11 protein-coding genes are annotated in these 12113 nt (G+C 54.7%); 4 read left to right on the forward strand and 7 right to left on the reverse strand.

From position 1 onward, the window contains the following. Positions 1-74 precede the first annotated feature (74 nt). Complete coding sequence (locus tag NA389_RS18210) at positions 75-485, forward strand: YbhQ family protein (protein ID WP_000871970.1); 411 nt, start codon at positions 75-77, stop codon at positions 483-485. On the opposite strand, the gene NA389_RS18215 is transcribed toward NA389_RS18210, so the two are convergent. From NA389_RS18215 to cecR, 5 genes are all read right to left on the reverse strand, one after another. Then, positions 447-1553 carry an ABC transporter permease gene (locus NA389_RS18215; RefSeq protein ID WP_000469050.1) on the reverse strand — a complete coding sequence of 369 codons (1107 nt, stop codon included), beginning with the start codon at positions 1551-1553 and terminating at the stop codon, positions 447-449. The genes NA389_RS18210 and NA389_RS18215 overlap by 39 nt on opposite strands. A gap of 99 nt (positions 1554-1652) precedes the next feature. Further along, positions 1653-2783 (reverse strand): ABC transporter permease, encoded by a 1131-nt coding sequence (locus tag NA389_RS18220; protein WP_000045765.1) that lies wholly within the window; start codon positions 2781-2783, stop codon positions 1653-1655. Then, complete coding sequence (locus NA389_RS18225; RefSeq protein WP_001287616.1) at positions 2776-4512, reverse strand: ATP-binding cassette domain-containing protein; 1737 nt, start codon at positions 4510-4512, stop codon at positions 2776-2778. The genes NA389_RS18220 and NA389_RS18225 overlap by 8 nt, the downstream gene beginning before the upstream one ends. Next, positions 4505-5500, reverse strand: a complete 996-nt coding sequence (gene hlyD, locus NA389_RS18230; protein ID WP_000743431.1) for a secretion protein HlyD — start codon at positions 5498-5500, stop codon at positions 4505-4507. Before hlyD ends, NA389_RS18225 begins: the two co-directional genes overlap by 8 nt. Next, a complete protein-coding gene (cecR, locus tag NA389_RS18235) occupies positions 5500-6174 on the reverse strand; it encodes a transcriptional regulator CecR (protein WP_001028038.1) in 675 nt (224 codons plus the stop codon). The genes hlyD and cecR overlap by 1 nt, the downstream gene beginning before the upstream one ends. Positions 6175-6403: 229 nt before the next feature. Between cecR and rhlE the strand changes: the two genes are divergently transcribed. From rhlE to ybiB, 3 genes are all read left to right on the forward strand, one after another. After that, positions 6404-7765 (forward strand): ATP-dependent RNA helicase RhlE, encoded by a 1362-nt coding sequence (gene rhlE, locus NA389_RS18240; RefSeq protein WP_000007065.1) that lies wholly within the window; start codon positions 6404-6406, stop codon positions 7763-7765. 207 nt (positions 7766-7972) lie between these two features. After that, positions 7973-10117, forward strand: coding sequence for an ATP-dependent DNA helicase DinG (gene dinG / locus NA389_RS18245; RefSeq protein WP_001218630.1), 2145 nt, complete (start codon positions 7973-7975; stop codon positions 10115-10117). 29 nt (positions 10118-10146) lie between these two features. After that, complete coding sequence (ybiB, locus tag NA389_RS18250) at positions 10147-11121, forward strand: DNA-binding protein YbiB (protein ID WP_438795988.1); 975 nt, start codon at positions 10147-10149, stop codon at positions 11119-11121. 155 nt (positions 11122-11276) lie between these two features. On the opposite strand, the gene ybiJ is transcribed toward ybiB, so the two are convergent. Continuing rightward, on the reverse strand, positions 11277-11537 hold the full coding sequence (gene ybiJ, locus NA389_RS18255) for a DUF1471 family protein YbiJ (RefSeq protein ID WP_000849089.1): 261 nt from the start codon (positions 11535-11537) through the stop codon (positions 11277-11279). 284 nt (positions 11538-11821) lie between these two features. After that, positions 11822-12088 carry a DksA/TraR family C4-type zinc finger protein gene (locus NA389_RS18260; protein ID WP_000146332.1) on the reverse strand — a complete coding sequence of 89 codons (267 nt, stop codon included), beginning with the start codon at positions 12086-12088 and terminating at the stop codon, positions 11822-11824. Positions 12089-12113: the final 25 nt, after the last annotated feature.

The following is a 12113-nucleotide window of genomic DNA, read 5'->3' on the forward strand; positions in this document are numbered from 1 at the left end:
ATGCGGTCTTACGGAATTTTCCGTAAAGTTCGGTACTCTGAATAATGAGAGAAAAATGCTTCAGGAGAAAAGCCATGAAGTGGCAACAACGCGTTCGTGTCGCAACCGGCCTCGGTTGTTGGCAGATTATGTTGCATTTACTGGTAGTGGCGATGCTGGTAATAGGCTGGATGAGCGGCACATTAGTGCGCGTCGGCCTGGGATTATGCGTGCTTTATGGCGTGACGGTACTGCTGATGCTGGCGTTGCAGCGCCATCATGAGCAACGCTGGCGCGATGTGGCGGATGTGCTGGAAGAGCTGACTACCACCTGGTACTTCGGCACCGCGCTGATTGTCCTCTGGCTGCTATCCCGCGTATTGCAAAACAATGTCTTACTGGCTCTGGCGGGGCTGGCTATCCTGGCCGGGCCCGCCGTAGTCTCGCTACTGGCGAAAGATAAAAAGCTACATCACTTTGCGTCTAAACATCGCATACGCCGCTGAACCCGTGGTGGCCGCTATCACCAGTAGCGGCCACAAACTTCCCCAGACAATCCCCAGACTCGCATCCTTAAGATAAATTTGCTTGGTAATATCAGTAAAGTGGCGGATAGGGTTTATCCACGTCAGGTTTTGCAGCCAGACCGGCATATTTTCCACCGGCGAGACATACCCCGAGAGCAAAATCGCCGGCATCATAAAGACAAAGACGCCGATAAACGCCTGCTGTTGCGTGGCGCAAAGCGATGATATCAGTAGGCCAAAGCCTACCAGCGACAGCCCGTAAATCACCATCGTGAAATAAAACAGCGCTAACGAACCGGCGAAGGGAATTTGGTATGCCCAAATGCCGATAGCCAGCACGATCGTGGCCTGGAAGGTCGCGACTATCAGCGCCGGCACCGCTTTACCAACGAAAATCTGCCAGGTGGTGAGCGGAGAGACCAGTAGCTGATCCAGAGTGCCTTGTTCACGCTCGCGGGCGACGGACAGCGAAGTCACGATCATCACGCCGATAGTGGTGATCATGGCGATCAGCGAGGGCACCACAAACCACTTGTAGTCCAGATTCGGATTATACCAGTTGCGTACCACCAGTTCGCTATTGTTGGGCTTTGGCTTGCCGTCCATCAATGTCTGCTGATACTCCTTGACGATCTGTTGCAGATAATTGGCGGCGATTTGCGCGCTGTTGGAGTTACGTCCATCAAGAATGAGTTGCATCGGCGCTGGCTGGAAGGTATCCAGATTCCGCGAGAAATCCGCCGGGAAGCGTACCAGCAGCAGCGCTTTTTGCGTATCGATAGTCGGCTGGATCTCCTGCGGACTGTTCAGCAATAGCACATGGGTAAACGCTTTCGCGCGGGCAAAGCGCTGGGTAAGTTCTACCGAATGTTTGCCGTTATCTTCGTTGTAGATAGCGATAGTCGCGTTAGTGACTTCAAGCGTCGCGGCGAATGGAAACAGGATGACCTGAATCAGCACCGGCAGAATCAGGATCGCGCGCGTTTGCGGTTCGCGTAAAAGCGATTGCAGTTCTTTGCGAATTAATGTCCATAAGCGATGAAACATAGAACCTTCCTCATGTCGGGTGGCGCTACGCTAACCCGACCTACATGGCCCGTAGGCCCGGTAAGCATAGCGCCACCGGGCAAAATACGAGCGCCAGAGTTAATCCAGTCGTCGTTTGGTTTTTAGCCACGTCAGGCCAATAAACATCACCGCCGAGGCGATTAAAAACAGTACGTTAACGCCTAACACGACCGGAATATTGCCGGCCAGAAACAGACTTTGCAGGGTGCTAACAAAATAGCGCGCCGGAATAATATAGGTCACCGCGCGGATCACCGCAGGCATACTGTCTATCTGGAAGATAAATCCGGACAGCATAATCGATGGCAAAAAGGCGGCGTTCAGCGCCACCTGCGCGGCGTTAAACTGGTTGCGAGTGATGGTGGAAATCAACAGCCCCATCCCCAGCGTACTCAGTAAAAACAGACTGGTGATGATAAACAGAATCACCAGCGAACCGCGATACGGCACGCCGAGAATAAACACCGATACCAGCATACAGAGCAGCATCGCCAGCATACCGAGAAAGTAATAGGGAATAAGCTTACACAGCAGCAGTTCAACACGCGTCACTTCGGTTGAGAGCAGCGCCTCCATCGTGCCGCGCTCCCATTCGCGGGCAACGACCAGCGAGGTGAGGATTGCGCCAATTACCGTCATGATAATGGTCACCGCCCCGGGAATAATAAAATGCTGACTGATCGCCGCCGGGTTAAACCAGTAGCGCGTCTGGACGTCGATGAGCGGTTCAAAGGTGTCGCCGCGATCTTCCGCCCGCTGCTGTTGCCAGATTTGCCAGATGCCTTCCACATAACCCTGAACGAAGTTGGCGGTGTTTGGCTCGCTGCCGTCGGTAATCACCTGAATCGGCGCGCTGTCACCGTCGCGCGCCATTTGCTGCGCGAAATCCACCGGAATCACCACCAGTCCGCGAATGCGTCCGGCCTGCATTTTTTCAATTAATTCATGGCGATTATCGCTAATGGTCGCGTCGATATAGGGTGAACCGGTCATCGCATGAGTGAAATCCAGCGCCTCCTGGCTTTGCTGTTCAAGCAGAATCCCCACCCGCAGCTTGCTGGAGTCAAGGTTAATGCCGTAACCAAAAATAAACAGCAACAGCAGCGGGATCACCACCGCAATCAGCCAGCTACTGGGATCGCGCACGATCTGGCGCGTCTCTTTGACGCACAACGCACGCACGCGGCGCCAGGAGAGAGACTTACTCATGCGTATGCTCCTTATCCCAGTCATTGATGAGAGTGATAAAGGCCTGCTCCATCGTCGGATCGGCCTGTTGCTCATCGGCGGCCTGCGCTTTGAGATCGTCCGGCGTACCGCTGGCGATAAGCTTCCCACGATAAACCAGTCCGATGCGATCGCAATATTCCGCCTCATCCATAAAGTGGGTCGTCACCATTACCGTGACCCCTTTTTCCACCATGCTATTAATGTGCAGCCAAAATTCACGGCGGGTGAGGGGATCAACCCCGGATGTTGGTTCATCAAGGAATAAAATATCCGGTTCGTGCATCAGCGAGCAGGCCAGCGCCAGTCGCTGTTTAAAACCCAGTGGCAGCGCATCGGTGGGATGCGACGCGATGCTTTTCAGACCAAATGCTTCACTCATGCGCTGAATTTTTTCATTTTGCGCGCGGCCCCGCAAACCGTAGACGCCGGAGAAAAAACGCAGGTTCTGCTCAACCGTCAGGTTGCCGTAAAGCGAAAATTTTTGCGCCATATAGCCCAGATGCTGACGGGCTTTGCCGGAGCTGACTTTCAGATCCATATCCAGCACCAGCGCCTTGCCGGACGTCGGCACCAGCAGGCCGCACATCATTTTAAAGGTGGTTGATTTACCCGCGCCGTTCGGGCCGAGCAGGCCAAAAATCTCGCCGCGCTGTACGACGAAATTAACATGGTCCGTGGCCGCGAAATCGCCAAATTTTTTCGTCAGTTCCTGCGCTTCAATCACCGTTTCGCCGGCAGTGCCTTCAACCGTATGCAGGATTGAACCCAGCGGAGACTCCGAGGTTCCCGCTCCGCCAAGCAGATCGATAAACGCATCTTCGAAGCGCGGCGCGGTCTCATTGAGGGTGATTTCCGGCATCCCTTCGGCCTGGCGAATATCTGCTGCGGTCGCCTCTTTTTTCAGGATCAGGCGTACCGAACGTCCCTGAATCATGCCGTCGCTCACCTGCGGCAGTCTGAGCGCTCTTTGTAGCAACTTACGGTTGTTTTCCTGTGGACTGCTCATCAGAAAGCTACGACCGGCCATCGTTTGCGTCAGCGCTTTAGGTTCGCCCTGATAGAGCAGCTCGCCTTCATTCATCAGCAGCACATCGCGACACTGTTCGGCTTCATCCAGATAGGAGGTGCTCCATAAAATCAGCATCCCGTCGCCCGCCAGTTCGTGGACCATTTGCCACAACTCGCGCCGTGAAATCGGGTCAACGCCAACGCCCGGTTCATCCAACAGCAGCACTTTCGGTTCGCCGACCAGCGTACAGGCCAGCCCCAGTTTTTGCTTCATCCCGCCGGACAATTTCCCCGCCAGACGGCCAGTGAAAGGGCCGAGGGCGGTAAATTCCAACAAACGGGCAAAGGTCTTTTCGCGTATCTCGCCGGTAACGCTGCGTAAATCGGCATAGAGATTAAGGTTCTCCATGACGGTAAGATCTTCATACAGACCGAATTTCTGCGGCATATAGCCCAGAACCGCGTGCAGCTCGCTGTCGTTTTGTATCGGGTCGAAGCCCAATACGGACGCGCTGCCGCCATCGGCTTTGAGCAGGCCCGCCAGCATACGCATCAGCGTGGTTTTTCCTGCGCCGTCCGGCCCTACCAGCCCGGTGACATAACCGGAATGAATGGTACAGTCGAGCGGCGCGACGGCGGGTTTATCCATTCCCGCAAAGCGCTTCGTCAGACCGTGCAGCGTAATAACGGCCTCACTCATGCCGTGCCTCGTCATTAAATTTCACCGTGACTGGCATCCCCTGGCGTAACGCATCGTCCGCATCGGTGACGATAATGCGCAGGCGATAGACAAGATCGGTACGCAGATCCGGCGTTTCGACGGTTTTCGGCGTAAATTCCGCAGTGGGCGAAACGAAACCAATCTTGCCGTGGTAAGGTTTGTCAGGACGACCGTCGGTATACAACAGAATGTCGCGCCCCGGTTGCGTCTGACTGAGGTTGCGTTCATCGACATAGGCGCGCACCCAGACGGGGCGGGTCAGCGAGAGCGTTAATACCGTGCTGCCGGCGTTCAGCATACTGCCAGGCTCGACCGCGCGGGTGAGCAAGGTTCCGTTGGCAGGTGCGATAAGCGTAGTGTCCTGCAAATCAAGCTGCGCCTGCGCCAGTTGGGCCTTTGCCTGTTCCAGGCTGGCTTTCGCCTGGGCGATATCCTGTTCACGATTACCGGTACGGTACTGGCTCAGTTTATCCTGCGCGGACTTCAGAGTCGCCTGCGCCTGATCGCGCGATGAGCGGGCGTTTTCCAGATCGTTAGCGGAAATGGTGCGGCTTTTCCACAATCCTTGCTGACGGTTATAAAAGTTTTGCGCGTAGTCATAGGCGGCTTGTGCCTGTCTGACGGCGGCGGCGGCCTGGGCTATCTCTTCATCGCGATAGCCTGCCAGCATCAAATCATATTGCGCCTGCGCGACCGACACGCCAGCTTTCGCCTGCATCAGCGCGTTTTCGTATGGCGCGTGATCCAGTTCGCCGAGCACCTGTCCGGCTTTGATGGCATCGCCTTCATCAACATTCAGCGACGCCAGCCTGCCGCCGACGCGAAAGCTGATATTGACGGTACGGATATCGACATTACCGTATAGCGTCAGCCCATCGTCCTGCCGACTTTGATACCACCAGGTTCCACCGGCAATCACAGCGACGATCGCTGCGATTGCCAGTCCGATAACGACAGGTTTTTTCATCAGTCCAGACTCCTTTGCGTTAAACCATGCAGAATAAGATCGATGTGGCAGGTTACCGTCTGGTAAATCAGCTCCGCTTTTTCTTCATCAAACTGCGGCCAGCCGGTACGTAACAGAATAGTTTCTTTGCCGAGACGGAACGCCAGCACTTCGCCCAGTAAGGCATGGGTATGCAAAATCATGCGCGTATCATTGGCGTCGCAGCCGGTATAAGCGGCAACCAATCTTGTCAGATGGGTGTGCAACGGATCGATAACCTGTTCATGAACCAATTGATAGGCCGACGTGGGAGAGAGCTGCTCGCGTGAAATGAATTTGCTCAGGTTAACGGTGTCTTCCTGCGTCAGCAGCATAATCATGTTCTTGCAGGCGAGCAGAATAAGCTCGCGTATGGCGTCCCGGTCAGGGACAGGCTGGCTAAACAGACGTTCCGCTTTTTCAGCATGGGGGCGAAATTTTTCGCCAAGAAAATCGGCAATCCACTGGGCGCAGGCGAGGTATAAATCCTCTTTTGAGCCGAAATAGTAAGTAATAGCGGCAATATTTTGCCCCGCCAGCGCGGCGATATCGCGCGTGGTGGCATGGAGTCCATACTCGCCAAACTGCGCCAGCGCGGCGGCAATGAGCTGACTTTTCGCCTGCTCGCCCTTGGTGGTCGTGGTGGTAATATTCATCACACGCCCTAAGTCTTAATCAATCGATTGATTAAGACTATGACTCATAATGGCACTTGTCCAGTGTGGTCGATTAATTTGTCTTTGCCACCTTCCGGGATAATTTATGCGCCGCATCACAAAAACTGCTACACTCCGCCCCTTCATGACATTGTGGTTTTTGTCATTCCAAATTTGAGCATCTCCCTGAAAACTACACCGGCAACGGTCGGGGCGGTCCGGAGTAGTTATGTCTTTTGATTCCCTGGGATTAAACCCTGATATCCTGCGCGCCATTGCCGAGCAGGGTTACCGTGAACCTACCCCTATTCAGCAACAGGCGATTCCCGCCGTGCTGGAAGGCCGCGATCTGATGGCCAGCGCCCAGACCGGAACCGGTAAAACGGCGGGTTTTACCCTGCCATTGTTGCAGCATCTGATTACCCATCAGCCGCACGCTAAAGGTCGTCGCCCGGTGCGCGCATTGATCCTCACGCCAACCCGCGAGCTGGCGGCGCAAATTGGCGAAAACGTCAGAGATTACAGTAAATATCTCAACATTCGCTCGCTGGTGGTATTTGGCGGCGTAAGCATCAATCCGCAGATGATGAAACTGCGCGGCGGCGTGGATGTGCTGGTGGCGACGCCGGGACGTCTGCTCGACCTGGAACATCAAAATGCCGTGAAGCTGGATCAGATTGAGATTCTGGTACTGGATGAAGCCGACCGTATGCTGGATATGGGCTTCATTCATGACATTCGTCGCGTGCTGGCGAAACTGCCGGCGAAGCGTCAGAATCTGCTGTTCTCCGCCACGTTCTCCGACGACATCAAAGCGCTCGCCGAAAAGCTGTTGCGCAACCCGCTGGAAATCGAAGTGGCGCGCCGCAACACGGCCTCAGAGCAGGTGACGCAGCACGTGCACTTTGTCGATAAAAAACGTAAGCGCGAACTGCTGTCACAAATGATTGGCCAGGGCAACTGGCAGCAGGTGTTGGTCTTCACCCGCACCAAGCATGGCGCGAACCATCTGGCGGAACAGCTTAATAAAGACGGTATTCGCAGCGCGGCGATCCACGGTAATAAATCGCAGGGCGCACGTACCCGCGCGCTGGCCGATTTTAAATCCGGCGATATTCGCGTGCTGGTGGCGACGGATATTGCGGCGCGTGGTCTGGATATTGAAGAGCTGCCGCACGTGGTCAACTATGAGCTGCCGAACGTGCCGGAAGATTATGTACATCGTATTGGCCGTACCGGTCGCGCGGCGGCAACTGGCGAGGCGCTGTCGCTGGTCTGTGTTGACGAGCATAAACTGTTGCGTGATATCGAAAAGTTGCTGAAAAAAGAGATCCCACGCATTACGACGCCGGGCTATGAGCCGGACCCGTCGATTAAAGCGGAGCCGATTCAGAATGGCCGTCAGCAGCGCGGAGGCGGCGGTCGTGGACGCGGACAAAATCAGGGGGGAGCGGGGCGCAGTCAGCAGCCGCGACGTCAGGATAGCGGGGCGGCGAAGGCGAAACCAAAACCGCGCACAGGCGAGGGGAAACCCGCTGGCGACAAAGCACGTCCGCCGCGTCGCCCGCGCAGAATCACGCCTGCCCAGTAAATTTTATCCGGCAACATGCCCGGTAGCGCGACGCTTACCGGGCCTACGGACTATGCAAATACGTAGGCCGGATAAGGTGCTTGCACCGTCATCCGGCAAAATACACATCGCGTTGCGAGCCGCCTTCCAGAACCGGTAAAAAAGGTACTTCCCGCCCCTGAAATGTGACACAATAGTGGCTGTTTATACAGTACTTCAGGTTTTCTCATGGCATTGACCGCTGCGCTGAAAGCGCAAATCGCCGCCTGGTATAAGGCGCTTCAGGACCAGATTCCCGACTTTATTCCCCGTGCGCCGCAGCGGCAGATGATTGCTGACGTCGCCAGAACGCTGGCCGGGGAAGAAGGGAGACATCTGGCTATTGAAGCGCCGACCGGCGTCGGGAAAACCCTCTCCTATCTTATTCCCGGTATTGCCATTGCCCGGGAAGAGCAAAAAACACTGGTAGTCAGTACCGCTAACGTGGCGTTACAGGATCAGATCTTTAGCAAAGATTTGCCGCTGCTACGAAAAATCATCCCCGATCTGCGTTTTACCGCCGCCTTTGGCCGCGGGCGCTACGTGTGTCCGCGAAACCTGGCGGCGCTCGCCAGTAGCGAGCCTACGCAGCAGGATCTGCTCGCCTTTCTTGATGACGAACTGACGCCTAACAACCAGGAAGAGCAAAAGCGCTGCGCCAGGCTGAAAGGGGATCTTGACGGTTACAAATGGGATGGTCTGCGGGATCATACCGACATTGCTATTGACGACGATCTGTGGCGGCGATTAAGTACCGATAAAGCCAGTTGTCTGAACCGCAACTGTCACTATTACCGCGAATGTCCATTCTTTGTCGCCCGACGTGAAATACAGGAAGCGGAAGTCGTGGTGGCGAATCACGCGCTGGTAATGGCGGCGATGGAAAGTGAAGCCGTACTGCCGGAACCAAAGCATCTGCTGTTGGTACTGGATGAAGGTCATCATCTGCCCGATGTCGCTCGCGATGCGCTGGAGATGAGCGCGGAAATTACCGCCTCCTGGTATCGCTTGCAACTGGACCTGTTCAGCAAACTGGTGGCGACCTGCATGGAGCAATTTCGCCCTAAGACCACGCCGCCGTTAGCGAATCCTGAGCGACTTAACGCCCATTGCGAGGAGGTGTACGAACTGATCGCCTCGCTCAATGCCATTCTTAATCTGTATATGCCCGCAGCGCAGGAGGCGGAGCACCGTTTTGCAATGGGCGAGTTGCCTGATGAGGTCATGGAAATCTGCCAGCGACTGGCGAAGCTGACCGAGACGCTGCGTGGGCTGGCGGAATCCTTTCTCAACGATCTCAGCGAAAAAACCGGGTCGCACGATATTGTGCGTTTGCATCGGGTGATTTTACAGATGAACCGGGCGCTGGGAATGTTCGAGGCGCAAAGTAAATTATGGCGGCTGGCTTCGATGGCGCAGTCTTCAGGCGCGCCGGTGTCCAAATGGGCGACGCGTGAAATACGCGAAGGGCAACTCCACGTCTGGTTCCATTGTGTCGGTATCCGCGTCAGCGATCAGCTGGAAAGATTGTTATGGCGCAGCGTACCGCACATTATTGTCACCTCGGCGACACTGCGCTCGCTCAATAGCTTTTCGCGCCTGCAGGAAATGAGCGGCTTAAAAGAAAAAGCCGGCGACCGCTTTGTGGCGCTGGATTCGCCGTTTAATCATGTGGAACAGGGGAAACTGGTGATTCCTCAAATGCGCTACGAACCCACCATTGATAACGAAGAGCAGCATATTGCCGAAATGGCAGCCTATTTTCGAGAGCAACTGGAGAGCAAAAAACATCATGGTATGCTGGTACTGTTCGCCAGCGGGCGGGCGATGCAGCGTTTTCTGGAGCATGTCGCTGATGTGCGCTTACTCCTCCTGGTTCAGGGCGACCAGCCGCGTTACCGGCTGGTGGAGCTACACCGTAAACGGGTGGAGAGCGGCGAACGCAGCGTGCTGGTTGGGCTTCAGTCTTTTGCCGAAGGGCTGGATCTTAAAGGCGAGCTGCTGACGCAGGTCCATATCCATAAAATTGCCTTCCCGCCGATCGACAGCCCGGTCGTGATCACCGAAGGCGAATGGCTAAAAAGTCTGAATCGTTATCCGTTTGAGGTACAAAGTTTACCAAGCGCGTCTTTTAATTTAATTCAGCAGGTAGGGCGATTGATCCGTAGCCATGCCTGTCGGGGAGAAGTGGTCATTTATGATAAGCGGTTGTTGACCAAAAACTACGGACAGCGTTTACTGAATGCCTTACCTGTTTTTCCGATAGAGCAGCCTGCCGTGCCAGACGTTATAGTAAAACCAAAAGCAAAACCTGCACGCCGCCGACGGCGTTAATGCTGTGAGCACACTTCAAGGAGCTTTCAATGGATTATCGCAAGATCATCAAAGAGATCGGGCGAGTTAAAAATCACGCCCGCGATCTGGATCTGGATACCGCGCGCGGTTTGTATACCCGAATGCTGAATGGCGACGTCCCCGACCTGGAGATGGGCAGTATATTGATGGCGCTGCGTATTAAAGGCGAAGGCGAAGCCGAAATGCTGGGCTTTTATGAAGCCATGCAGAATCATACCATCAAACTGACACCGCCCGCAGATAGGCCGTTGCCGGTCATTATTCCCAGCTATAACGGCGCGCGTAAACAGGCGAATTTAACGCCGTTGCTGGCTATCCTGCTGCATAAATTGGGCTTTCCAGTTGTAGTACACGGCGTCAGTGAAGATCCGACCCGCGTACTGACGGAAACAATATTTGAGCTGATGGGGATTGTCCCCACCCTACACGGCGGACAAGCGCAGGCCAAACTGGACGGGCACCAGCCGGTGTTTATCCCGGTGAGCGCGCTCTGCCCGCCGCTGGAAAAACAGCTGGCGATGCGCTGGCGGATGGGCGTGCGCAACAGCGCGCATTCACTGGCCAAGCTGGCAACACCATTTGCTGAGGATGCCGCGCTGCGTTTATCAAGCGTTTCTCACCCTGAATATGTCCCGCGTGTGGCGACCTTTTTTAGCCGCATTGGCGGGCGGGCTTTGCTGATGCATGGTACCGAAGGCGAAGTCTATGCCAACCCGCAACGCTGTCCGCAAATCAGCCTGATTGATAGCCGTGGCGTGCAGGTACTGCATGAGCGTCAGAGCGACACGCACGACGAGCCGCTTTCACTGCCTGCGACTAAAGATCCTGAAATCACCGCGCGCTGGATTGAGCGCTGCCTTGCCGGCCACGAGCCGGTGCCGCAATCATTAAAAACGCAAATGGCCTGTTGTCTGGTTGCGACGGGAGAGGCGGCGACGTTAGAAGACGGGATTGCGCGCGTCGAACAGGCTTTTAGCGAATAAAAAAAGCCCGTCCAGTGGCGGACGGGCAAATAAGGGTAACAAACAGGGTTAATGAGGGTTGGAGCAGTGGGTCTGTTGGCAAACAGACGAGGGTAATACCCGTCAGAATTCAAACAACAGCGATGTTACAGCCTGAAATCTGGCGGGCAGGTAAATTATTTATAAATCACCGCAGTGCCGCTCATTTTGTCATTACCCACGGCGGAGGTGATGTTATAAGCGCTTGCGCCAGCAGCGGCGGCTTTTTCAGCCAGTTTAGCTTCCAGGCCATCCAGCGTGGTGGCGCCGTCGGCAGACACTACGCCGATTTTATGCAGGTTTTGCGTCTGAGACGCGCTAACCGGTTCTGCGGCAAAAGCGCCAAAAGAAAGGGTGGAAAGCGCGATGGCTGCAACAGCATATTTAATGGTTTTCATGATTAATCTCTCGCAGGTTATTCTGTTTATGGGACGATGTTCCGTCGATGTGATGAGTATCACGGTTTTTTGCGAAAGATAAAATCGAATAGAATTGACGGCCTTGCTCAAAATTTTTGAATGACAAATAACCTATTGATTATTAATTAATTCAACGGTGGAATTTACCGTTCTTGTCATCTGGCTTTACAGAGTCGAGGTTAACGGCACATTCTGCGACGCAGAACGCTAAAAAGCATGAGCGTAAAGGAATGGATGATACTGGCGGTTTCGGTAAAGAAAAGTCAGCGTAACTGGCTGTCTTTTGAACCTCTACGATTATATCCTGAAAATGTTGCGTTATGTAAATCTTTCTCCTGTTGGCAGGATATGCATAACCGAACGCCCGGTACGGCTTTACGCCGCGCTTCAGGGATAGGATCGCCGCAAGATTCGCATTCATCGCGACTTTCGCCGTGGGGAAGTTCGCCGCGAGCGCGGGCAACGGCATCTTCAATGGTATTGTTGATTTGTTCATTCACTGCGTCGTCATTTGCCCAGCCGGATGCCATCACGCTCTCCTGATTTTAGGGTACC

This window comes from Salmonella sp. NW645 (assembly GCF_051703725.1).
Taxonomy (GTDB): Bacteria; Pseudomonadota; Gammaproteobacteria; order Enterobacterales; family Enterobacteriaceae; genus Salmonella; species Salmonella enterica.